19 protein-coding genes are annotated in these 21,907 nt (G+C 65.0%); 4 read left to right on the top strand and 15 right to left on the bottom strand.

Translation table 11 applies throughout. The features are described 5' to 3' along the window. A partial coding sequence (locus G369_RS0133305; RefSeq protein ID WP_019658407.1) for an IS5/IS1182 family transposase occupies window positions 1-220 on the bottom strand: 220 nt, incomplete at its 3' end. A 126-nt stretch (window positions 221-346) separates the two neighbouring features. Between G369_RS0133305 and G369_RS0133300 the strand changes: the two genes are divergently transcribed. Genes G369_RS0133300 through G369_RS0133290 form a run of 3 tightly spaced genes read left to right on the top strand, consistent with a single transcriptional unit; the run spans window position 347 to window position 2,356 of the window. Next, on the top strand, window positions 347-1,399 hold the full coding sequence (locus G369_RS0133300; RefSeq protein ID WP_157773856.1) for a hypothetical protein: 1,053 nt from the start codon (window positions 347-349) through the stop codon (window positions 1,397-1,399). A 22-nt stretch (window positions 1,400-1,421) separates the two neighbouring features. Continuing rightward, complete coding sequence (locus G369_RS0133295; RefSeq protein WP_019658405.1) at window positions 1,422-1,991, top strand: hypothetical protein; 570 nt, start codon at window positions 1,422-1,424, stop codon at window positions 1,989-1,991. Continuing rightward, window positions 1,988-2,356 carry a DUF2513 domain-containing protein gene (locus G369_RS0133290; RefSeq protein ID WP_080647968.1) on the top strand — a complete coding sequence of 123 codons (369 nt, stop codon included), beginning with the start codon at window positions 1,988-1,990 and terminating at the stop codon, window positions 2,354-2,356. Before G369_RS0133295 ends, G369_RS0133290 begins: the two co-directional genes overlap by 4 nt. Before the next feature lie 161 nt (window positions 2,357-2,517). On the opposite strand, the gene G369_RS0133285 is transcribed toward G369_RS0133290, so the two are convergent. The 14 genes from G369_RS0133285 to G369_RS0133215 all read right to left on the bottom strand — a co-directional run bounded on the left by G369_RS0133285 (window position 2,518) and on the right by G369_RS0133215 (window position 20,869). Further along, window positions 2,518-3,759 (bottom strand): PDDEXK-like family protein, encoded by a 1,242-nt coding sequence (locus G369_RS0133285; RefSeq protein WP_019658403.1) that lies wholly within the window; start codon window positions 3,757-3,759, stop codon window positions 2,518-2,520. A 190-nt stretch (window positions 3,760-3,949) separates the two neighbouring features. After that, window positions 3,950-4,684 (bottom strand): hypothetical protein, encoded by a 735-nt coding sequence (locus G369_RS0133280; protein WP_019658402.1) that lies wholly within the window; start codon window positions 4,682-4,684, stop codon window positions 3,950-3,952. Window positions 4,685-5,835: 1,151 nt separating this feature from the next. Next, complete coding sequence (locus G369_RS0133270; RefSeq protein WP_019658400.1) at window positions 5,836-6,807, bottom strand: NAD(P)H-dependent flavin oxidoreductase; 972 nt, start codon at window positions 6,805-6,807, stop codon at window positions 5,836-5,838. A gap of 16 nt (window positions 6,808-6,823) precedes the next feature. Beyond that, entirely contained in the window at window positions 6,824-7,756 is a 933-nt protein-coding gene (locus tag G369_RS0133265) for an electron transfer flavoprotein subunit alpha/FixB family protein (RefSeq protein WP_019658399.1), read from the bottom strand. Between the two features lie 147 nt (window positions 7,757-7,903). Continuing rightward, window positions 7,904-8,653, bottom strand: coding sequence for an electron transfer flavoprotein subunit beta/FixA family protein (locus G369_RS0133260; protein WP_019658398.1), 750 nt, complete (start codon window positions 8,651-8,653; stop codon window positions 7,904-7,906). Between the two features lie 46 nt (window positions 8,654-8,699). Beyond that, window positions 8,700-9,713 carry a Bug family tripartite tricarboxylate transporter substrate binding protein gene (locus G369_RS0133255; RefSeq protein WP_019658397.1) on the bottom strand — a complete coding sequence of 338 codons (1,014 nt, stop codon included), beginning with the start codon at window positions 9,711-9,713 and terminating at the stop codon, window positions 8,700-8,702. A gap of 58 nt (window positions 9,714-9,771) precedes the next feature. Continuing rightward, window positions 9,772-11,658, bottom strand: coding sequence for an acyl-CoA synthetase (locus G369_RS0133250; protein ID WP_418150721.1), 1,887 nt, complete (start codon window positions 11,656-11,658; stop codon window positions 9,772-9,774). Between the two features lie 113 nt (window positions 11,659-11,771). After that, window positions 11,772-12,770: a Bug family tripartite tricarboxylate transporter substrate binding protein gene (locus G369_RS0133245; protein WP_019658395.1), complete on the bottom strand. Its 999-nt coding sequence runs from the start codon at window positions 12,768-12,770 to the stop codon at window positions 11,772-11,774. Between the two features lie 80 nt (window positions 12,771-12,850). Next, complete coding sequence (locus G369_RS0133240; RefSeq protein ID WP_019658394.1) at window positions 12,851-14,059, bottom strand: CaiB/BaiF CoA transferase family protein; 1,209 nt, start codon at window positions 14,057-14,059, stop codon at window positions 12,851-12,853. 81 nt (window positions 14,060-14,140) lie between these two features. Continuing rightward, window positions 14,141-14,959, bottom strand: a complete 819-nt coding sequence (locus G369_RS0133235; protein ID WP_019658393.1) for an oxepin-CoA hydrolase, alternative type — start codon at window positions 14,957-14,959, stop codon at window positions 14,141-14,143. Continuing rightward, window positions 14,956-16,122, bottom strand: coding sequence for an acyl-CoA dehydrogenase family protein (locus tag G369_RS0133230; RefSeq protein ID WP_019658392.1), 1,167 nt, complete (start codon window positions 16,120-16,122; stop codon window positions 14,956-14,958). The genes G369_RS0133235 and G369_RS0133230 overlap by 4 nt, the downstream gene beginning before the upstream one ends. Before the next feature lie 163 nt (window positions 16,123-16,285). After that, window positions 16,286-17,494, bottom strand: a complete 1,209-nt coding sequence (locus G369_RS0133225) for an acyl-CoA dehydrogenase family protein (RefSeq protein WP_019658391.1) — start codon at window positions 17,492-17,494, stop codon at window positions 16,286-16,288. A gap of 10 nt (window positions 17,495-17,504) precedes the next feature. Then, window positions 17,505-18,695: an acetyl-CoA C-acyltransferase gene (locus G369_RS0133220; protein ID WP_019658390.1), complete on the bottom strand. Its 1,191-nt coding sequence runs from the start codon at window positions 18,693-18,695 to the stop codon at window positions 17,505-17,507. Window positions 18,696-18,730: 35 nt separating this feature from the next. After that, the gene (locus tag G369_RS0133215; RefSeq protein ID WP_019658389.1) at window positions 18,731-20,869 is read right to left on the bottom strand and encodes a 3-hydroxyacyl-CoA dehydrogenase NAD-binding domain-containing protein; all 2,139 of its coding nucleotides are present in this window, start codon (window positions 20,867-20,869) and stop codon (window positions 18,731-18,733) included. 139 nt (window positions 20,870-21,008) lie between these two features. Here G369_RS0133215 and G369_RS0133210 point away from each other — a divergent pair, with 139 nt between their 5' ends. Next, entirely contained in the window at window positions 21,009-21,902 is an 894-nt protein-coding gene (locus G369_RS0133210; RefSeq protein ID WP_019658388.1) for a LysR family transcriptional regulator, read from the top strand. The last annotated feature ends 5 nt before the right edge of the window (window positions 21,903-21,907 follow it).

Raw genomic sequence — 21,907 nt, 5'->3', positions numbered from 1 at the left:
GATCGCTCAGCGCGAACCAGTTCTGCATGAGGTGCACGCGCAGCATGGCTTGCAACGGGTAGGGCCGACGGCCTCGGCCAGCCACTGGATAGTGGGGTTCGATGACCTTGAGCAGCGCCTTCCACGGCACCACCAGCTCCATCTCGCCAAGGAAGACTTCGCGCCTCGTCTTCTTCCTCTTGCCCGCTTGCTCCGCATCCGCAAAACTGATCTGGCTCATCGCTCGTGCTCCTTTTACAGGGTCAATCCTTCATGCAAGAAACGTGCTCTTGATCAGACCTTCCCTAGTTCGTAAACGATTTCTCTCTGGCTCTTTAAAGAACACCGTGGGCAAAATGGTGCGGCCATGAACACCACTGTCGTTACCAGCCCTTTGCCCGTCGCCTCTGCTCCCGCGCAGGGAGCATCAGCATCTATCCCCGGACCAAGTACACCGTATTCCGTGACGATGCCTGTAACCCCGGCGTATAACGCGATCACCGTTCAGTTGCAGGATGGGAAAAAGGATAAGGACTGGTACGTCGACCCGGCCTTCTGGGCGGCAGTCGTTCCAGCGATAGCTGTACTGGTGACCATCTGGAATACCAACAAGCAGTTGAAGTTCAGCAGGGAATCGCAGGACAGGCAGCTTGCCGATGACAGGGAGCGGCAAGAACGTGAGATCAAAGCTGAACATGAACGCGCGAGGCTTGATCGCGTCACGAAAGCCCGGCAGGAGATCTACAGCGGGATCCTTGCGGACTATCAAAAGGTGCAAGGATTGATCGCTAGCTTGCCTGAGGGTGACCTCGAGAAGGAAATAACCTTCACCGAAATTGCGGTTATGAGTGCCAGCGTGAACAAGCTGTGGGTTTGGGGTGAGGCCGAGTCGGCGTATCAGGTTCGGGAATTCTTCTCTCAAGTCAACGAGATGGCCTGGCTGGCTCGAGGCAAAGCTGAAGCGATCCGATCGTTGAGGCGTCACTACAGCATTTTGAATGATCAGGTGGTTGAGTCGACGCTCCAGCGTGACAAGGCATTGCAGCAAATCGGCGAACACGAGGCGGCGGCCGAATACCTGCACAAGGAAGAGACTTGGACTAAGCTGAACGAACTTTTGCAACAGGACTTCAAAGCGCATGAGGCGAATAGGAGGTCTGCAAGCGACTTACTGCTTAAGGTATCCGTGCGAATCGCCGAGCGTCGTGAGGCCTATCAAGAGTTCTTAATCGAGGCACAGGACAAGTTGATGGTCCAAATCAACAAGGTCATGGCGCTAGCCCGAGGCGATGTTCAACTTGACGGTGATGTTTCGCGCTTGGAGAAGCAGAGTCACGAAATGTCGATGCGGGCGCGAGCCGCCATTGTCAGCATGCGATCAGAGTACGAAAAGCAAATGGAGCTTGCTCGTCTCATCTAGCAGTCGAGCATCGAGGGAACATATGAGTGACTGGGAATTTCTCTACGAGATGAATCAGCGCGGCTACAGCGCAGAAGACGTAGCTGATGCTGTTGCTTGCGGAGTCACGCCTTGGGAGTGGAAGTACGTCGACAAAGAGTGGATCGATGATCAGCTTAAGGACGAGCCAGAGGATGACGCCCGTCCCGTTAAGCCGTTCCAGAGCAGAGAGGGCTTTCCTTTCAGCGTGCTTGAGCAAACAGAGATTTTTCGAGACTTGGTTGACTGCGCTGCGCGCCACTCCGAAAACACAGGCGGATATCTACAGGTATGGAGTGAGCTTGGGGAACTCTACGCAGAGATCAGGTTCGGGCTTTGCCGCCACGCCACCCACTCACCCGGCCATGACGGCACGATTACCGGAAAGCTTGTCGAGGTGAAGACAGTTTCGCCTGAGAAAGCTAACGACCATGTGCTCGTCAAGAGTCAGGGGAACTTCGAAAATTTGCTCATCGTTCGCGTAGATAGCGATTTCCAGTTCCAAGGAAAACTCATCGACAGAAGCGAGCTGAAGTGTGGCCAGGGCGGGTACCTCAAAGGGCAGCTCGAATGAGAAGAGATTGGGACATTATGCGGTCGGTGCTTCTCGAAGTAGAAGCGCTCGACGTGAAGCAGACTGAGGAGTTCGTTTTCTTCCAGCCATACAGCAGCGGAGACCCGGAAGCGGATCGCGCTCGCCATGCGTTGATGCTGGAAGAAATGGGTTACCTGAAAGGCATCAAGTATCAGACGCTCAGCGAGGGGCGTTACTTGAAGAGTCCAGAGCTGACGATGCCAGGAGCAGACCTGCTCGATACGATCCGAGAGAAGAAGATGTGGGAAAAGATCAAGGAAGTCAGCAAGGAGCGTGGTGTAGGGATCGCGTTCGACACGCTCAAAGGGCTAGCAGGTCTTGCAGCAACCGCTCTTATGACATGACAGTCCAAGGGACTAGGTGATCGTCGCAGTCACCTCAGGACTAAGTTGAGCTTGCCGGACGCATACACAGTGTCCGCGTCGATGCCGACCGACAGCTTTTGATTGAACTGCGCTGTCTAGTGTGGCAATGTCAAAGACAGCAACCGCTGCGTAGCCTACTCTCAGAGTAGGTTTGCTTCGGAGGTGGGGGGGGCCGAAGTCGCTGCGTCTATTTGAACGCTTTCGATGACCGTGCGCACGATGTTCTCGACATTCCATGGTTTCGCGTCGGCCCAGAGCTTTTTCATCGCTTCGCATAGATCCTCGCTCGTGGCATCTTCTGGGATGGAGACGGAGGCCCTCTTGATGCGGGTAAAGACGCCTTTCCCGCCACTTTTCACCTTGCGGTCAATCCAATTCTCTGGGAAACGCTTCAGGAATTTGGCTCTGTCCAATGTTGGATCGAAAAAAGGGCCGACCTCGACACGAAGAATCATCTTTTTGTTGAGCACCTCAAACCAGAGAAGCACAGGAAATGTGGATGTCCACCGTTTCCTGTCAGCCTGGGGATAGCTGTTAATCTTCAGCCAGCTCTCGTATACGAAGAACAAGGTGGTTGAGCGGGATGCAGTCTTTCTCAGCGTGGCAGGCTGCACTTCGGTGGCAAACATTTCGTAAGCCTGATCGAGTCCCGACACGTGTCCGTGCTCGAAGATGAGGTCGAGAGCCGACCGGTGCTGTGCATAAATACTCCGACACGCGTCAATGAGTGCTTGAGAGGCCACAATTCTTCTTTCAATTAGCTGAATGTAGTGCTGGACGGCGATCTGGACCTCGGAGGAAGGGGAGGCGTCTTCGATCACCTGCTTGAGCTCTGTTGCAACCGTCGCATAGCTCATTGCCCCCCACTGGTCGTCCTCGCCTTCGTAGCCGTCCGGCGTCAGGAAGCATCCCAGGAATCGGGTGTTCCGATAGCGAGCCTCGGCGCGTACCCTGTACTTCGCAAGTTGCCCTTTATGCTCAGACGCATCAACCTTGTTCTCGATGACGAAAAGTAATCGAAGCGAGGGGATTTCGACGGTCACATCGAAATGGTCTCTTTCGCAGTGGACGGAGCTTCCGCTGAGATCTGCAATCGCCGCGTCCAGCCGCGAGATGTGAGGAGTCGGATGCTCTCCGATTGCAGCGGAAAGGATCGCGCGAAGAAAGCGATCGGCCAGTCCGTGAGGGTTCGAAGGATCCAGCAAGAAGGCTAAAAATCGCGAGTGCCGAACCTCTTGCCGTGCCATGTTGATGGCTTCGAAGAGGTTGAAGCGATTTTCAAGGTTGAACTTGCGCTCCAGATGTTTCAAGGAGTCGAGCAAGTCCAGTAGACCCGTCTCGTGATCTTTGAGATCAAGATCAGCTGAAGATTCTTTCGTCATCTCTAGGAAATGAAATGAGGTACGTCTATCGTCCGAGCCCTTTAAACAGGCCTAGAGATATGCGGGGGCTCACGGAAATGCTGTCAGCCTCATCGTAATCGAGGAGGGCACTATGAACCTGGTGCAACGCGACTGCACGTCCGTGTCGAACGGCTCGTCAGCAAGAGCTTTGGGCTCAGAGCAACTGCATCTAGCCTAGCCAAGGCCATGCTCTTTTCGCCTTCTCGAAAACCACACTTGAGGCCAAATTAACAGCGAAGGCGAGGAGGGTAGTGAGCATCAGTGTGAGGATCGGGTGGATTTTGATCCAGTCGGTAAGTCGGTAGAAAAGTGTCTTGTGAATTCTGCGTAGCTCTTTGTGCAACTGAGGAAGCAACTTAATGTCTACGCACTTCTGGAGCACTCGCGCCCGGCAGATGTCACAAAGACAGGGCCGATGAAGTGAGAAAACTATGTCCCCCTTACTGGAGCACATATCAAAGAGGCATCCTCGGATGTCATCATGGGTCCAGCTGTATTCCCCGGTGGCAGGGATTCTTCCCTCAGCTTTGAAGAGAACTGCTAACTCGTACCCTATCCGTAATATAAAAGTCTCCAGCGAAAAGTTCTCGTACTGGACGATCTCTGCCATCTCGTGCAACGAGAGCACGACGACGTTTTTCGGCAATCTGCGGAGATAGAAGTTGTCTTCTAAGGGGGCATTGATCAAGCCGAGCGTAATTTCCGCTTCGGTAGCGGGCGCTAGCAATCTCTCAAGCTGCCTGTCTGTGTAGCTCCATTCGTCTCCTTCGGAATCTTGAAGATGGGCGACAGAATCGCCGTGCCTAATCGTGAGAATCTCGCTGCCCCAGTGACTCAAAAATCGAACGTCGACCGGTTGCTTTAGGCTACCCAGCGTAACCAGCGAGATGCGGACAGGAGTCATCGGCGTGAAGGCAAAAGTAGTGTGGGGCTAACGGTTCCTGCCCAACATTTGAGCATGGTTCCAACGCTGATTCAGTGCCCTTGTTGTTGACGAAGCGGCTTTCGATCGGACCCTCGTGAATGTCCGTGCTTGGCGGTCGGCCAGGGACTGAGCCAACCTGGCGCAGCGTGTTCAGCATACCAAGGGTCCGATTTCCACATGGTCAGACTTTTCCAGCATGAACGAAAGGTCCTGCTTCGGAAAAATTTCCAGCCCCAACCAAAAGAGCGATCCGATCTGCATGGAACAGGTCGCTGCTACCGAGCCTTCCCCCACAAACCTCAACCGAGCTGAGCCCTCCATTACGAAGTCTCAGCCCCGTTCTCCAGGGGGCCGCGAAACCCGCAGCCCAGCCCCTACCCGCCAGCCCCAGGCGCCCCACGCCGCGCCTTCTCGCTTAGCTGAAATAGTTCTCCAGCCTTGCGAGCCATCTCAGCCGCAAGCCAAAGCAGATTGTTCAATTGCCGAGGCCCGTCCCCGCTGCACCAGTCGATCTCTTCGCCGTGGCAGACCCACAGTAGAGCTTCAAGCTGAGTAAGGGTGTTTTCAAGAAGATCCGCCGGGTCTTGGGCGGTTTCTGCGGAAGCAACCGGCGTAGTTGGCCGGGCTATAGTCTTGGTAGCCATTTTTGTGCGTTCCTTTCTAAGGCGATTGCACGAACTTGGTTAGACGGCTGGGGTGCTCGTAACACCCTGGCCGTCGCCTTTTGATACCTCGCATTTGCATCAGCGCTTTCGCACCGACAACCTGCCGCGAGGCAAGCAGCCTTCAAACATCTGGGTGGTGGATTGGTGTGCGGGCCTTTCTGCTCCCCTTGGCGGGGCATCGAGTGACAGGGGCATTCACTCTAGAGAAGAAGCCGGCGAAGAAGCCGCTGCCACAGCACGAAGTCGCGCAGACTGCCAACTAATGCAGCTTCCGCAACGCCCTGTGCGAAGACCCCATGAGGCCGCGCTGTGCCGGTGAACGGAGGCAATAGCGGCGCTCAACGCTCAGGCCGACGGGGTGCCTTGCGCAGCGAAATTAAGGAGGAGGCCGAAGGCCGGGGGACATTCGCGGAGCAAGGTACCCCGTCGGCCTGAGCGCCCCCGGATGCGAATGAGCGGAGGGCTTCAGTCCATCCAGCCCCGAGCCCGGTCCAGATGCTCGCGGCACTCGCGCACCATGCGTTCCAGCAGTTCCGCGCAAGTCGGAATGTCGTCGATCAGCCCGATGCACTGCCCGGCCGAGACCACGCCGTTGTGCACCTCGCCAGACTCCAGCGCCGCACGTCCGCGCGCACCGGCCACCAGCGGGCGCACGTCCTCGAACTCGCAGCCGCCCGGCCGGTTCTCGGTGGCCACCACTTCTTCGGAGATGGCGTTGCGGAACACGCGCGCCGTGTTGTGCAGGGTGCGGAACATCAGCTTGGTGTCGCGCTCGGTCGCCTCCACCAGCGCCTGCTTGATGTTGTCGTGGATCGGCGCCTCCTTGGTCACGCAGAAGCGCGTGCCCATGTTGATGCCCTCGGCGCCCAGTGCCAGTGCTGCCGCCATGCCGCGCCCGTCGGCGATGCCGCTCGACGCGATGATCGGAATGCGCAGCTTGCGCGCCGCCACCGGCAGCAGCACCAGGCCGGGCACGTCGTCTTCGCCCGGATGACCCGCGCACTCGAAGCCGTCCACCGACACCGCATCGACGCCGTTGCGCTCGGCCGAGAGCGCATGGCGCACCGAGGTGCACTTGTGGACGATCTTCACGCCGTGCTCCTTCAGCGCCGCGATGAAGTCCTTCGGGCTGTTGCCCGCGGTCTCGACGATCTTCACGCCGCTGTCGATGATGGCCTGCACGTACTCCGCATAGGGCGGCGGCTTCACCGCCGGCAGGATCGTGAGGTTCACGCCGAAGGGCTTGTCGGTCATCGTGCGCGTGCGCTCGATCTCGCGGCGCAGGTCGTCGGGAGTGGGCTGCGTGAGCGCGGTGACGATGCCGAGGCCCCCGGCGTTCGACACGGCCGACGCCAGTTCGGCGCGGCCCACCCATTGCATGCCGCCCTGGATGATCGGGTAGCGGATGCCCAGCAGTTCGGTGATGCGGGTCTTCATCGTCGCGGCCTCTCGCTTACAGCGCCTTCACCAGTTCCGGCACGGCCGTGAACAGGTCGGCCACGAGGCCGTAGTCGGCCACCGAGAAGATCGGTGCTTCTTCGTCCTTGTTGATCGCCACGATCACCTTGGAGTCCTTCATGCCGGCCAGATGCTGGATCGCGCCCGAGATGCCCGCTGCGATGTAGAGCTGGGGGGCAACGATCTTGCCCGTCTGGCCGACTTGCCAGTCGTTGGGGGCGTAGCCCGCATCGACGGCTGCGCGGCTGGCGCCGAGGCCTGCGTTGAGCTTGTCGGCCAGGGGTGCCATCACTTCGGTGAACTTCTCGGCGCTGCCCAGCGCACGGCCGCCCGAGACGATGATCTTGGCTGCCGTCAGCTCAGGGCGCTCGCTCTTGGTGACTTCGCGGCCCACGAAGCTGCTCTTGCCGCTGTCTGCCACGCCTGCTGCCGATTCGACGGCTGCGCTGCCACCCGTGGCTGCTGCGGCATCGAAACCGGTCGTGCGAACGGTGATGACCTTGGTCGCGTCGCTGCTCTGCACGGTGGCAATCGCGTTGCCCGCGTAGATCGGACGCTCGAAGGTGTCGGCGCTCACCACGGCCGTGATGTCGCTGATCTGCGCCACGTCGAGCTTGGCGGCCACGCGCGGAGCGACGTTCTTGCCGTTAGCGGTCGAGGGGAACAGGATGTGGCTGTAGCTGCCGGCGATCGCGAGCACCTGGGCTGCGACGTTCTCGGCGAGGTTTTCAGCCAGGCTCGGGCTGTCGGCTGCGATGACTTTGGAGACACCAGCGATCTGGGCAGCCGCCTTGGCCGCTTCAGCGGCATTGGCGCCGGCCACGAGCACGTGGACGTTGCCGCCGCAGGCCAGGGCTGCGGTCACGGTGTTGAGGGTGGCCGGCTTGATGCTGGCGTGGTCGTGTTCTGCAATGACGAGTGCGGTCATTTCATTTCTCCTGTGCGGCAATTTGCGGCACGCAATTCAACGAGGCTTTTCGGGGAACACCGCGGAACCGGCTTTGCCGGGCCGCAGGTGTTGCCCCCGGTAGGGGGTTGGCGTAGCGACACGAAGTGCGCGAAGCCCGGGGGCGAGTCAAATGACTTTGGCTTCGTTCTTCAGCTTGTCCACCAAGGTGGCGACGTCGGGCACCTTGATGCCGGCACCGCGCTTCGGCGGTTCCGCGACCTTCAGGGTCTTGAGGCGAGGCTTCACATCGACGCCCAGGTCCTCCGGCTTGACCGTGTCGAGCTGCTTCTTCTTGGCCTTCATGATGTTGGGCAGCGTCACGTAGCGCGGCTCGTTCAGGCGCAGGTCGGTGGTGATGACTGCGGGCAGCGTGAGCGCCACGGTCTCCAGGCCGCCGTCGACTTCACGGGTCACCGTGGCTTTGTCGCCTGCGACTTCGACCTTGGAGGCGAACGTGGCTTGCGGCAGATCAGCCAGCGCAGCCAGCATCTGGCCGGTCTGGTTGGCATCGTCATCGATGGCCTGCTTGCCCAGGATGACCAACTGGGGCTGCTCCTTGTCGACCAGCGCCTTCAGCAGCTTGGCGACCGCCAGGGGCTGCAGTTCTTCAGTGGTTTCCACCAGGATGCCGCGGTCGGCGCCGATGGCCATGGCGGTGCGCAGGGTTTCCTGGCTCTTGGCGTCGCCGCAGGAGACGGCGATCACTTCGGTGACCACGCCCTTTTCCTTCAGCCGCACCGCTTCTTCAACGGCGATCTCGTCGAAGGGGTTCATGCTCATCTTGACGTTGGCAATGTCCACTCCGGTGCCGTCGCTCTTCACGCGCACCTTCACGTTGTAATCGACGACCCGTTTGACGGGCACCAGAACCTTCATGGCTGTTCCTTTGAATGAAGAAGAAATGAATGGGCGAGCGCAGGGCTCACTCGAGCTTGGCGCCCGATTGCTTGATGAGGCGCTCCCACACGGGGCGCTCCGCCTTCCAGGCGGTGGCGAAGAGCTCGGGCGAGCTTTCCTTGATCTCGAAGCCCATGGCCGCGATGCGCTCGCGCACGTCGGGCTGCTGCGTGGCCTTGCGCACTTCCTCGGCGATGCGGTCCACGATGGGCTTGGGCGTCTTCGCGGGCGCCGCAATGGCGAGCCAGCCGGTCACGCGGTAGGCCTCGTCCTTCAGGCCCTGCTCGGCCAGCGTGGGCACGTTGGGCAGCGTGCTCATGCGGCGCTCGCCGCTCACGCCGATGGCGCGGATCTTTCCGGAATCGATGTGCGGCTTGGCTACCAGCGCACTGGCGTACGCCATCTGGATCTGGCCACCGATCAGGTCCTGCATCATCGGCGCCTCGCCCTTGTAGGCGACGTGGCTCATGTCCGACTGCGTCGCCAGGCTCATGTGCGCGCCGGCCAGGTGCGGGTAGGCGCCGATGCCGTAGGAGCCATAGGCCACCTTGCCCTTGTTGGCGACGACGTACTTCAGCAGCTCGGGTCCGGTCTTGGCCGGCACGCTGGGGTGCACCACCAGCACCAGCGGCGCCGCCGCGATCTGGTAGACCAGCGTGAGGTCGCGCGCGGTGTCGTAGGGCAGCTTCTCGTAGAGGAACTCGTTGGTCATGAGCGAGTTGCTCAGGCCCAGCACGATGGTGTAGCCGTCTGGCGCCGACTTGGCGACCGCGTCGGTGCCGATGATGCCGGCCGCGCCGGGCTTGTTGTCGATGATGACGGGCTGGCCCATGCCGGCCGACATCTTCTGGCCGATCACGCGTGCGAGCACGTCGGTGGCGCCGCCTGCTGCGAAGGGCACGACCATGCGGATGGGCTTGTTGGGGTAGGGGGCCTGCGCCTGCGCCTGCGCCTGAGCGGGGAGCAGCGCGCACAGCGTGGCGGCGGAAGCGGCGGCGCACAGCAGGGCGCGGCGGTTCGGAAGGCGGAAGGTCGTCATGGCTTGTCTCTGTCTCTCGGTCTTGGTTTCAAAAAATCGTCGGCTCGCCGTTACTCCGTCACTGCGTTGCGATGCGCGTCTTGAAGGGCAGGGGCTCCAGCGCCTTGTGCAGCCGCTCCTGCAGCGGCGCGGCCAGCGTGCCCGCCGCAGCGCCGTCGATCTGCACGAGCACGAGGCTCTCACCCTCGGTCTTCACGACGGGGCGTGCGGCCTCGGGCACCCCCAGCTGGGCGCAGGCTTCAGCGACGGCGGCGTTCACCACCTGCAGCGCGGCCATCGCGCGCAGCTCGGGCTTGTAGATCTTTCCGACGTTGGTCATCGGCATGGTCGCGATCACCGACACCCACTTGGGCCGGGCCGGGGCCTCGTCCACGCGCGCGGAGGTGAAGGCCAGCAGCTCTTCTTCGGTCGCCGAGGCGCCGGGCACCAGCGTCGCGAAGATCACGGGCAGCTCGCCCGCGTAGGCATCAGGCGCTCCCACTGCGGCGCACAGCTGCACGGCGGGGTGCGCGCCCAGCGCGTCCTCGATGGTCTTGGGGTCGATGTTGTGGCCGCTGCGGATGATGAGGTCCTTCGAGCGGCCGGTGAGGTTGAGCCGTTCCTCGTCGTCGATCCAGCCCAGGTCACCGGTGGCGAGCCAGCCGTCGGTGGTGAAGGCCTTGGCGTTGTCCGCAGGGTCGACGAAGCCCGAGAACACGTTGGGCGACTTGAAGAGCACCATGCCCTGCTGGCCGCGCCGCATCTCGCGGTCGGTCGCGTTGCCGTTCTCGTCGAGCGCCACCACGCGCATCTGCATGTAGGGCAGCCTAAAGCCGACGCAGCCCGCGGGCCCGTTCACGCCGGGCGGCGTGATGGTCGAGATGCCGGCCATCTCCGTCATGCCCAGGCTCTCGTGCACGTGCAGGCCGAACAGGCGCTCGAAGCGTGCGGCCAGCTCGGGCGCGAGCACGGCGGCGCCGGTGCGGCAGTAGGTGATCGACGAGATGTCCGCGCCGTCCAGCGGCACGTTGGCCAGCGCCGCGAGCACGGTGGGCACGGCCGACAGCGAGGTCGGGCGGTACTTGGCCACCAGCTTCCAGTAGTTGGCCAGCACCTCCTTGTTGCGCAGCAGCGAGGGCGTGGGAATGATCACTTCCACGCCCGCCGACAGCGACGACAGCGACGCCGGCAGCACGCCCGCCACATGGAACAGCGGATATCCATTGATGGAGATGCCGTTCTCGTTCATGCCCGCGACCTGCACGCTGGCCCAGGCGGTGAACACCTGCGCGCCGTGGCTGTGGCGCGCCAGCTTGGGTGCGCCGGTGGTGCCGCCGGTGTGGAAGTAGGCGGCGATGTCGGCAGGCGCGATGTCGCGGCCGCTCACGAGGCGGTCGTCGGGTTGCGCGGCGCGCAGCACGTCGAACTCGGCGACTCCTTCGGGCAGTGCACCGGCCGCGCCGGGCGCCTCGTCGTGCGGCGCCACGCGCAGCACGGTGGTGAGCGTGGGCACCTGGCCGCGCAGGCGCATGGCCTTCGACCACATGCCCGATTCGGCATCGGAGCCGTAGGCGATCAGCACCTTGGCGCGGCCGGCGGTCATCAGCGCGACCAGCTTCTCGTCGGTGAGCAGCGGGTTCAGCGGCTGCACGATGCCGGCCGCCTCGCCGCCCCACAGCGCGAGGTGGTACTCCAGGCAGCCGGGCAGCAGCACGGCGACGGCGTCGTCCGGCCCCACGCCCAGCGCATGCAGCATGTTGGCGGTCTGGTGGATGCGCGCGAGCAGCTCGGCATACGACCAGCGGATCGGCTCGTCGGCCGGGTTGCCGGTGCGCAGGAAGGTCAGCGCGGTCTTGTCGCCGAAGGCATGGCCCGCGTTGCGGAAGATCTCGTAGGTGCTGCGCACCGTGAGCGCCTGCTCCAGCGGCGTCTCCTCGAGCTTGCGGATGTCGGCGAGGCTGCGCACGGGCAACGCGGGGCGGAACGGCGCGCTCACCGGGGTGCCGTAGTCGTTCTCGTATTTCTGCTTCTGCGTCATGTCTGTCTCCTTGGTTTGGTCGCCCTGCGGACCTGTGCGTTCTACTGGTTCGTGATGTGGTTGTCGCGGATGACCTTGCCCCAGCGCTCGAAGTCTTCCTTCATGCGAACACCCGTCTGCCCCGGCGTGCGGTAGGCCGCGAAGGTGCCTACGCCCTGGAGCTTTTCCTGCACTTCCTTGTCGGCCAGCGCCTTCTTCAGCTCGGCGCTCATGCGGTCGATGACCTCCTTCGGCGTGCCCACGGGCGCCAGCAGGCCGCCCCACGAGGTGGCGTCGAAGCCGGGGAAGCCCTGCTCGGCCACCGTCTTCACGTCGGGCAGCAGGCTCACGCGCTGGCCGGAGCCGACCGCGATGGCGCGCAGCTTGCCCGACTTGATGTGCGGCAGCACGCCCACGAGGTCGGAGAACATCGCGGGCACCTGACCGCCGATCAGGTCGGTCACGGCCGGCGAGCTGCCGCGGTAGGGCACGTGCTGCATGTCGAACTTGCCGATGGTCTTGAGCTGCTCGGTCGTCAGGTGGCCGAAGCTGCCGGCGCCTGCGCTGGTGTAGTTGAGCTTGCCGCCCTCGGCCTTGGCCTTGGCGATGAGGTCTTGCACGCCGTTCACGTCGGGCAGCGACTTGGGGTTGACCACCAGCACGATCGGCAGGTCGTACACCGAGCCCACGGGCGTGAAGTTCTTGAAGATGTCGTAGCCGGTGGGGCCGTAGAGGTGCGAGGCCAGCAGCGTGGGCGTGGCCAGCATCACGAAGGTGTAGCCGTCGGCCGGTGCGCGCGCGGCGGCAGCAGCGCCCACGGTGCCCGATGCGCCGCTGCGGTTGTCGATGACGATGCTCTGGCCGAGCGCGCCCGACATCTTCTGCGCCACGATGCGCGATGCCACGTCGGTGGGGCCGCCGGGAGGGAAGGGCACGATCAGCGTGATCGGCTTGGCGGGCCAGGCCTGCGCGAAGGCGGCGCCGGCGGCGAGCGGAAGGGCCAGGGCAAGGAGTGCACGGCGAAGGGGACTGCGGAGGGAACGGAAAGCGGGGAATGCCATGGACTTCGACTACTTCAGGGAAAACGGGAAACGGAAAAAACGAGAAACAGAAAGAGAGAAACGGAGGGCGTGGCTGCTCTTCAGACCACGCCGCTGCTCTTGAGCGCCGCGAGCCTGTCGTCGGACAGGCCGAGCAGCGACTGCAGCACGTCGTGCGTGCCTTCGCCCAGCGTGGGCGGCGCGCTGCGCACCGGCAGGCGCTCGCCATCGAAGCGGTAGGGCGGCGCGAGCACGTCGACCGTGCCTGCCACCGGATGCGGCTGCGAGGTCACGAGGCCGCCCTGCGTGGCGCGCGGCGACTTCAGCGCCTCCAGCAGCCCCAGCACCTCGCCGCAGGGAATGCCTGCAGCGGTGAGCTTTTCGAGCAGGTCGGCGCGCTGGCGCTTCGCGAGTTCGGCGTGCAGTTCGGGCAGCAGCGCGGCGCGGTTGGCCGAGCGCAGGATGTTGGTCTTGAAGCGCTCGTCGGCCGCGAGGTCGGGCCGCTCGATCACCTCGGTACAGAAGCGCGCGAACTGCGCGTTGTTGCCCACGGTGATGACCAGCGGGCCGTCGGCCGCGTCGAACACGCCGTAGGGAACGATCGACGGATGCGAGTTGCCGTAGCGCGGCGGGTCTTCGCCCATGAGCAGGGCTTCGAGGCCGTAGTAGGCGGTGATCATCAGGCCGCAGTCGAAGAGCGCCATCTCCACGTGCCGGCCCTTGCCGGTTTTCTCGCGCTGGTAGAGCGCCGCGAGGATGGCCTGCGCCGAGTACATGCCGGTGAACAGGTCGACGGCGGCCACGCCGAACTTCAGCGGCGGCTGGTTCGCCTCGCCGTTGAGCGCCATCAGGCCGGCCTCGCCCTGCACCACGAGGTCGTAGCCGGGGCGCGCGGCCTCGGGGCCGGTGCGGTCGTAGCCCGAGATCGAGCAGTAGACGAGGCGCGGGTTCTCCTTGCTGAGCTGCTCGTAGCCCAGGCCCAGCTTGTCGATGCCGCCGAACTTGAAGTTCTGGATCACCACGTCGCACTGCCTGGCGAGATCGCGCGCGAGCTGCTGGCCCTCGGGCGTCTGCAGGTCGAGCGTGACGGAGCGCTTGTTGCGGTTCACGCTGTTGAAGTAGGCGGTCTCGGTCTTGCCTACGCGCAGGCCCCAGTCTCGGGTGTCGTCGCCGCGGCCCGGGTGCTCCACCTTGATGACTTCGGCGCCCATGTCGGCCAGCACCATGCCGCACCAGGGGCCCGCGAGGATGCGGGACAGATCGAGAACGCGCACGCCGGCAAGCGGCAGCGATGAATGGGGCAAAGGCATGAGATCAGCTCCCTGGAAACGAGAAAGCCCCGCACGGTGCATGCGTCGTGCGAGGCGAAAGGACGGGTAGGGCGGCCCGCGTCAGGATGCGCCCTGCTTCCGGCCGCGCAGCGCCGCGAAGTCGGCCTTGCGCTTGCCCAGGAAGGCGCCGATGCCTTCGGCCGCCTCGGCGTCCGCCTGCGACTCGACCATGAACACGGCCTCGGCGTCGAGCTGCTCTTCGAGCGTGGCGCGGTGCGCCTGGCGGCACAGCGACTTGATGCGGGCGCTGGCGCGTTCCGGCCCGTTGGCTACCTTGGCCGCGAGCGCGATGGCCTCTGCCAGCGCGGCGCCCTTGTCGGTGAGGCGGTTGACCGCGCCCAGCGCGTGCAGGCGCTCGGCCGGCATGCGGTCGCCGGTGAGGCACATCTCGGTGAGCACCTGGCGCGAGACGAACTCCGAGAGGAAGGCCGTGGCGCCGCCGTCGGGCGTGAGGCCGACCTTGACGTAGGCCACGGTGAAGAAGGCGTCGCGCGCCGACACCAGCATGTCGCAGGCCAGCGCCATCGACAGGCCCGCGCCCGCGGCACCGCCCTCGACGGCTGCGATCACCGGCTTGCTGCAGTCGCGCAGCGCGCGGATCAGGTTGTTGAGCCCTTCGAGGATCTGGCGGCGTTCCGATGCCGGCAGCTCGCGGCGCTTGGCCAGCAGGTTGAGGTCGCCGCCCGAGCAGAAGAAGTCGCCCGCGCCGGTGAAGACGATGGCGCCCGTTTCGGGGTCGGCCTGTGCGTCGGCCAGCGCGGCCGAGAGCTCGGCGTACAGCGTGGGCGTGATCGCATTGCGCGAGGCGGGGTTGCTGTTGGTGAGGATGCGCACCGCACCCTCCTGCGAGATCAGGATCGTCTTGTTGTCGGTGCTCATGCTGCGACCTCCTTGCCGGATTCCTTGCCCAGGGCGATGTAGCGCTGCAGGTGATGGTCTTCGTCGCCGAGCTGGTGGTCGATCATCACGAGGCGCTTGGCGTAGTGGGGCAGCGGCAGCTCCCAGGTCATGCCGATGCCGCCGTGCATCTGGATGCTCTCCTGCGCCACCAGCGCGCCGATGCGGCCGATGCTGAACTTGGCGGCCGACAGCGCACGCTCGCGCGTCAGGCGGTCGCCGGTGTCGATGGCGGCTGCCGCGTTGATGACGGCCGAGCGGGCCTGTTCGATCTCCAGCAGCAGGTCGGCCATGCGGTGCTGCAGCGCCTGGAAGCTGCCGATCAGCGTGCCGAACTGCTTGCGCGTGCGCAGGTAGTCGAGCGTCGCGGCCTTGGCGGCTTCCATCGCGCCCAGCGCTTCGGCGCACAGCGCGAGCACGCCGCGGCCGATGGCACGCTCCAGCGTGGCATGGCCCTGGCCTTCGGCGCCGAGCAGCGCGTCGGTGCCCAGCTTCACGCCGTCGAAGGAGAGTTCGGCGACGCGGCCGCCGTCGATGGCGGGGCAGCCGCGCACCGTGAGGCCGGCCGTCTTCGCGGGCACGAGGAAGAGCGAGATGCCGGCTTCGTCGTCCACGTTGCCCGAGGTGCGGGCCGAGACCAGGAACAGGTCTGCCTGCTCGCCCTGCGGCACCACGGCCTTGGCGCCTTGCAGCACCCAGCCGCTGTCGCTGCCGTTGTTGCTGCGCTCGGCCTTGGTCGCCACGCGCGTGCGCTCGTAGTGCGTGTCGGCCTCGTCGTGCGCGAAGGCGGCGACGACTGCGCCGTTGATGATGTCGCCGAGCTTCTCTTTCTGCGCGGCGGTGCCAGCGGCGCTGATCGCCTCGCCGACCATCACCGCGCCCAGCAGCGGCTCGACCACCAGGCCGCGGCCCAGCGCCTCGAAGACCACGGCGATGTCGAAGCCGCCGCCGCCGAAGCCGCCATCGGCTTCGCTGAAGAGCGCGCCGATCACGCCCAGCTCGGCGAACTGCTGGAAGATTTCCTTGCTGAACCCGTGCTCCGACTTCGCGATGCGGTCGCGCGCGTCGAAGGCGTACTGCTCGCTGATGAAGCGGTTCAGGCTGTCGGCGAGCATGCGCCGGTCTTCGGTGTGTTCGAAATTCATTTCAAGTCTCCTGCGCATCTGCCAAGACACGCGTCGCATGAAAAAGTGCGGCTATCAAAGGGTGATTCCAGGAACGCCGCGGAACCGGCTTTGCCGGGCCGCTGGCGTTGCCCCCGGAAGGGGGTGGCGGCCACACGGAGTGGGCAAGCCTGGGGGAGAGCCATCACAGGCCGAGGATCATCTTGGAGATGATGTTTTTCTGGATCTCATTGGAGCCGCCGAAGATCGACAGCTTGCGGTTGTTGAAGTAGCGCGAGGCGGCGGCCGATGCGTAAGGCGGCCCGAAGGTCTCGCCGGTGTAGCCGTCCTTCAGCGCCTCGGCGATGAAGGGGCGGCCATAGACGCCCATCGCGCGGCGGGCCAGCGAAGAAATTTCCTGGCGGATTTCCGTGCCGCGGATCTTCAGCATCGAGCTTTCCGCGCCGGGCACGCCGCCGCCTGCCACCGCCGCGATCACGCGCAGGTTGGTGGTCTTCATGTTCTCCAGGTCGATCTCGACGCGGGCCATGCGCGCCGCGAAGGCCGGGTCGTCGGCCAGCGGCTTGCCGTTCTTGGTCTGCGTGGCGGCGATGCCCTTCAGCTGTTCGAGCGCGGCCACCGAGAAGCCCACGCCCGCGATGTTGGTGCGCTCGTAGGTCAGCAGGTATTTGGCGCAAGTCCAGCCCTTGTTCTCCTCGCCCACGAGGTTCTCGGCGGGCACGCGCACGTCGGAGAAGAACACCTCGTTCACCTCATGCTCGCCGTCGAGCGTGATGATCGGGCGCACTTCCACGCCGGGGGAGGTCATGTCGATCAGCAGGAAGCTGATGCCTTCCTGCTTCTTCGCCTCGCGGTTGGTGCGCACTAGGCAGAAGATCATGTTGGCGTGCTGGCCCAGCGTGGTCCAGGTCTTCTGGCCGTTCACGATGAAGTGGTCGCCCTGCGCGTCGATGCCGCGCACGGCGGTGGTCTTCACTGCAGCGAGGTCGGAGCCCGCACCGGGTTCCGAATAGCCCTGGCACCACCAGTCGGCGCCATTGAGGATGCGCGGCAGCCAGTGCTTCTTCTGCGCCTCGTTGCCGTACTTGATGAGCACCGGGCCGAGCATGTTCACGCCGAAGGGCACGATGCGCGGCGCGAAGGCCAGCGCGCATTCGTTCTCGAAGATGAACTTCTCCACCGCCGTCCAGCCCGGTCCGCCGTACTGCTCGGGCCAGTGGTTGGCCAGCCAGCCGCGCTCGTTGAGGATGGCGTGCCATTCCTGCATGTCGGCCTTCTCGAGGATCTTGCCGCTGCGCACTTTCTCGGACAGCCGCACCGGCAGCTTGGCGGCCAGGAAGGCACGCACTTCGCTGCGGAAGGCTTCTTCTTCGGTCGTGAAGTTCAGGTCCATCGCGGGCTCCTCAATAGATTTCAAAGAGACCGGCAGCGCCCATGCCGCCGGCGATGCACATCGTGACCACGGCGTACTTCGCGCCGCGGCGCTTGCCTTCGATGAGCACGTGGCCCGCGAGACGCGCGCCGGTCATGCCGAAGGGGTGGCCGATGGAGATCGCGCCGCCGTTCACGTTGAGCAGTTCCGAGGGAATGCCCAGCTTGTCCTGGCAGTAGATCGACTGCGAGGCGAAGGCCTCGTTGAGCTCCCACAGGCCGATGTCCTGCACCTTGAGGCCGTGGCGCGCGAGCAGCTTGGGCACCGCGAACACCGGGCCGATGCCCATCTCGTCGGGTTCGCAGCCGGCCACCGCGAGGCCGCGGAAGGCGCCCAGCGGCTTGATGTTGGCGCGCTCGGCTTCCTTTGCCTCCATCAGCACGCAGGCCGATGCGCCGTCCGACAGCTGCGAGGCGTTGCCGGCGGTGATGAACTTGTCCTCGCCCATCACGGGCTTGAGCTTGGCGAGCGCCTCGTAGGTGGTGCCGCGGCGGTTGCAGTTGTCTTCGGTGGCGGTCACTTCGCGGTAGGTGACTTCCTTCGTCTCCTTGTCAGTGACGGCCATCGTGGTGGTGCAGGCAATGATCTCGTCCTTGTAGCGGCCGGCGATCTGCGCCTCTTCGGTGCGGCGCTGGCTCTCGGCCGAGAAGCGGTCCTGCGCCTCGCGGCTGATGTTGTAGCGCTTGGCGACGATGTCGGCGGTCTCGATCATCGCCATGTACAGCTCGGGCTTGTGCTCGACGATCCACGGGTCCATGCCGCTGTCGCCTGCATCGGTGGCGCTGCGGGTGCGGATCTGCGAGATGCTTTCGACGCCGCCCGCGATCATGGCCGGCGCGCCGTCCACCACGATGCGGCCCGCGGCCATGGCGATGGCCTGCAGGCCCGAGGCGCAGAAGCGGTTGACCGTGGTGCCGGCGATGGAGATCGGCAGGCCCGCGCGGATGATGGCCTGGCGCGCGATATTGCGGCCCGTGGTGCCTTCGGGGTAGCCGCAGCCGAGGATGGCGTCCTCGATCAGCGCGGGGTCGAGGCCCGAGCGCTCCACCGCCGCCTTCACGGCGAAGGCGGCCAGCGTGGGGCCGGGGGTGATGTTGAATTCGCCGCGGTGCGCCTTGGTGAGCGGGGTGCGGGCGGTGGAAACGATGACGGCTTCACGCATGGGGGTGTCTCCTGGACGGCTGGCTCTGTCTGTGATTACTCGGATTGGTTGAGGCTCGCGAAGTCGGCGCCGCGCTCGACCAGCTGCACCAGCAGCGGCGAGGGCTTCCAGAAGACCGGGTCTTCCTTCGCGAACTCCTGGATGTCGGCCAGCACCTTGGGCAGGCCCACGGTGTCGGCGTACTTCATCGGGCCGCCGCGGTGGCGCGGGAAGCCGTAGCCGTAGAGGAAGGTCACGTCCACGTCGAGCGGGCGCAGCGCGATGCGCTGCAGCACGACGTTGGCGCCCTCGTTGATCATCGCGGCCATGTAGCGGCGCATGATTTCTTCCTCGGTGAAGGCGCGCGGCTTGATGCCTGCGCGCTCGCGCTCGGCGTCGATGATGGCCAGCACCTCGGGGTCGGGCTGGCCGGTGCGGGCGCCCTCGGGGTAGAGGTAGTAGCCGCGCTGCGTCTTCTGGCCGAACCAGCCGCGCTCGCAGATGCGGTCGGCGATCTGCACGTAGCGAGCCTTCGGATCGCGCGTGGCGGCCTTGCGCTTGCGCGTGGCCCAGCCGATGTCGCCGCCCGCGAGGTCGGACACCTGGAAGGGACCCATCGGGTAGCCGAAGTTGCGCACGGCGGCGTCGATGTCGTAGGGCGATGCGCCGTCTTCCATCATGTGGTCGGCGGCCTGGCGGTACACGGCCAGGATGCGGTTGCCGATGAAGCCGTCGCACACGCCGGCGCGCACCGGCACCTTCTTGAGCTTCTTCGCGAGCTCGAAGCCGGTGGCGACCACGTCGGCGCTCACCTTGGCGGGCACCACGATCTCCAGCAGCTTCATGATGTTGGCGGGCGAGAAGAAGTGCAGGCCCACCACGTCCTGCGGACGCGAGATGCTGGCGGCGATCTCGTCGATGTCGAGGTACGAGGTGTTGGTGGCCAGCACCGCGCCGCGCTTGCACACGCGGTCGAGCTCGGCGAACACCGCCTTCTTCACGGCCATGTCCTCGAACACGGCTTCCACCACGATGTCGACATTGGCGAGCGCGTCGTAGCTCGTGGAACCCGAGAAGCGCGCCATGACCGCCGCCTTGGCCTCGGGCGTCATGCGGCCCTTGGCGATGAGGCCGTCGTACACCTTCTCGACGTTGGCGCGGCCGCGCGCGAGCTGCGTGTCGTCGCGCTCGATCATGGTCACGGGCATGCCGGCGTCGAGCATCGCCACCGCGATGCCCGCGCCCATGGTGCCGCCGCCGACGATGCCGGCCGCCTCCAGCGCGCGGGGGCTGGCCGACTTGGTCTCGGGGGCCTTGAGCACTTCGCGCTCGGCGAAGAAGGCGTGGATCAGGCCGGCGCGCTGGGGGCTGTCGATGCACTGCAGGAACAGCTTGCGCTCCAGCGCCATCCCTTCGTCGAAGGGCAGCGTGAGCGCGGCTTCCACGGCCTCGACGATCTTCATCGGCGAGAACAGGCCGCGGCTCTTCTTGGCGGTGTCGGCGCGGGCGGCTTCGAGCGCGGCGCGGGCGGCTTCCTTGTCGGCCAGCGCACCGGCGTCGCGGGTGCGGCGCACCGGGGCCTTGGCTGCGACCAGTTCATTCGCGTAGGCGAGGCCTTCGGCGCGGGCGTCGGCTTCGGTGGCGAGGCGGTCGACGAGGCCGAGCGACAGCGCTTCCTTCGCGCCCGCATGGCGGCCGCTGAGCATGAGTTCGATGGCGGGCTTCACGCCGATGAGGCGCGGCGCGCGCTGCGTGCCGCCCGAGCCGGGCAGCAGGCCCAGCGCCACTTCGGGCAGGCCCAGCCTGGCGGTCGGCGAGGCGATGCGGTAGTGCGCCGACAGGGCCACTTCCAGCCCGCCGCCGAGCGCGGCGCCGTGGATGGCCGCGACCACCGGCTTGGTGCAGTTCTCGATCTTCAGGCAGGCCTCGGGCAGCGAGGGCGGCTGCGGCGTCTTGCCGAACTCGCGGATGTCGGCACCCGCGATGAAGTTGCGGCCCGCGCCGACGATCAGCACCGCCTTGGCCGCGCTGTCGGCCTCGGCCGCGTCGATGGCGGCCACGAGGCCGCGGCGCACGTCCACGCCCAGGGCGTTGACTGGCGGGTTGTCGATGGTCACCACGAACACGTCGCCTAGACGTTCGAAGGTGACGGGACCGGTGGACGTGGAGGGGCTGGAGGTGTCGTTGGTGGCCATGTGCTGCTTGTCTCTCGCGTTGCGGACCGTGCGGGTCCGAGGCTCTGGGATGAACCAAGCATTCTTGGCCGGTGTCCGCGCTTTGACAATTGCATAGGCGGTTGACAGACTGTCAAAGGATTTTTGACACAATCGGCCCATGGACCTCCAGTCGCTCACCCTGTTGGTGGAAATCCTCGACGCCGGCAACCTGAGCGCGGCCGCGCGGCGTCTCAAGATGACCCGCGCCAACGTCAGCTACCACCTGAACCAGCTCGAGCGCTCGGTGGGCGCGCAGCTCGTGCGCCGCACCACCCGGCGCGCCGAGCCGACCGAGATCGGCCTGCGCCTGTACCAGCACGGCATCGCCATCCAGGCCGAGCTGCTGGCGGCGCGCGAATCGGTCACCACGCTGGGCCAGGGCCTGCAGGGCCGCGTGCGCCTGAGCGTGCCCAGCGGCTACGGGCAGCTGGTGATGGCCGACTGGCTGATCGACTTCAAGCGCCAGTACCCCGGCATCGTGCTCGACGTGGTGTTCGAGAACCGCATCGAGGACCTGCTGCGCGACGAAGTCGACATCGCCATCCGCGTGATTCCCGAGCCGCCACAGAACCTGGTGGCGCGCGCGATGGGGCCGGTGCGCTACGTGGCCTGCGCCTCGAGCGAATACGCCGCGAAGAACCCGCTGCCGGTGCAGCTCGACGCGCTGCAGGGCGCGCCGGTGGTCACCGCCGCCGTCATCGGGCGGCAGCTGCGCGTGTCGGCCTACCAGGGAGAGACACGCCGGGAGGTGATCCTGGAGCCGACGCTGATCTCCGAGAACTTCCTGTTCCTGCGCCAGGCCATCCTCGCCGGCCTGGGCATCGGCCTCGTGCCCGACTACGTGGTGCAGGAAGACGTGCGCCGCGGCGACGTGGTGACCACGCTCGACGACTGGCGCCTCTCGATCTTCGGCACCCAGATGTTCATGCTCTACATGCCGAACCGCCAGCACACGCGGGCGATCCGGACGTTCATCGATTTCGTGCTGGAGCGGGTGAGGGGGGCGGAGTGAAGGAC

The sequence above is a fragment of the Variovorax atrisoli 110B genome (assembly GCF_000382045.1).
GTDB classification, from domain to species: domain Bacteria; phylum Pseudomonadota; class Gammaproteobacteria; order Burkholderiales; family Burkholderiaceae_C; genus Variovorax; species Variovorax atrisoli.
Note: the sequence above shows the minus strand (reverse complement) of the source record. Positions and strands in the feature narration are given on the sequence as shown.

Coding starts and splice junctions, on each gene's coding strand:
- G369_RS0133270 (WP_019658400.1), bottom strand. CDS start 6,807: ATGAAGACCCGCATCACCGAACTGCTGGGCATCCGCTACCCGATCATC.
- G369_RS0133220 (WP_019658390.1), bottom strand. CDS start 18,695: ATGCGTGAAGCCGTCATCGTTTCCACCGCCCGCACCCCGCTCACCAAG.
- G369_RS0133285 (WP_019658403.1), bottom strand. CDS start 3,759: ATGACGAAAGAATCTTCAGCTGATCTTGATCTCAAAGATCACGAGACG.
- G369_RS0133280 (WP_019658402.1), bottom strand. CDS start 4,684: ATGACTCCTGTCCGCATCTCGCTGGTTACGCTGGGTAGCCTAAAGCAA.
- G369_RS0133260 (WP_019658398.1), bottom strand. CDS start 8,653: ATGAAGGTTCTGGTGCCCGTCAAACGGGTCGTCGATTACAACGTGAAG.
- G369_RS0133215 (WP_019658389.1), bottom strand. CDS start 20,869: ATGGCCACCAACGACACCTCCAGCCCCTCCACGTCCACCGGTCCCGTC.
- G369_RS0133245 (WP_019658395.1), bottom strand. CDS start 12,770: ATGGCATTCCCCGCTTTCCGTTCCCTCCGCAGTCCCCTTCGCCGTGCA.
- G369_RS0133290 (WP_080647968.1), top strand. CDS start 1,988: ATGAGAAGAGATTGGGACATTATGCGGTCGGTGCTTCTCGAAGTAGAA.
- G369_RS0133300 (WP_157773856.1), top strand. CDS start 347: ATGAACACCACTGTCGTTACCAGCCCTTTGCCCGTCGCCTCTGCTCCC.
- G369_RS0133210 (WP_019658388.1), top strand. CDS start 21,009: ATGGACCTCCAGTCGCTCACCCTGTTGGTGGAAATCCTCGACGCCGGC.
- G369_RS0133295 (WP_019658405.1), top strand. CDS start 1,422: ATGAGTGACTGGGAATTTCTCTACGAGATGAATCAGCGCGGCTACAGC.
- G369_RS0133230 (WP_019658392.1), bottom strand. CDS start 16,122: ATGAATTTCGAACACACCGAAGACCGGCGCATGCTCGCCGACAGCCTG.
- G369_RS0133235 (WP_019658393.1), bottom strand. CDS start 14,959: ATGAGCACCGACAACAAGACGATCCTGATCTCGCAGGAGGGTGCGGTG.
- G369_RS0133240 (WP_019658394.1), bottom strand. CDS start 14,059: ATGCCTTTGCCCCATTCATCGCTGCCGCTTGCCGGCGTGCGCGTTCTC.
- G369_RS0133225 (WP_019658391.1), bottom strand. CDS start 17,494: ATGGACCTGAACTTCACGACCGAAGAAGAAGCCTTCCGCAGCGAAGTG.
- G369_RS0133255 (WP_019658397.1), bottom strand. CDS start 9,713: ATGACGACCTTCCGCCTTCCGAACCGCCGCGCCCTGCTGTGCGCCGCC.
- G369_RS0133265 (WP_019658399.1), bottom strand. CDS start 7,756: ATGACCGCACTCGTCATTGCAGAACACGACCACGCCAGCATCAAGCCG.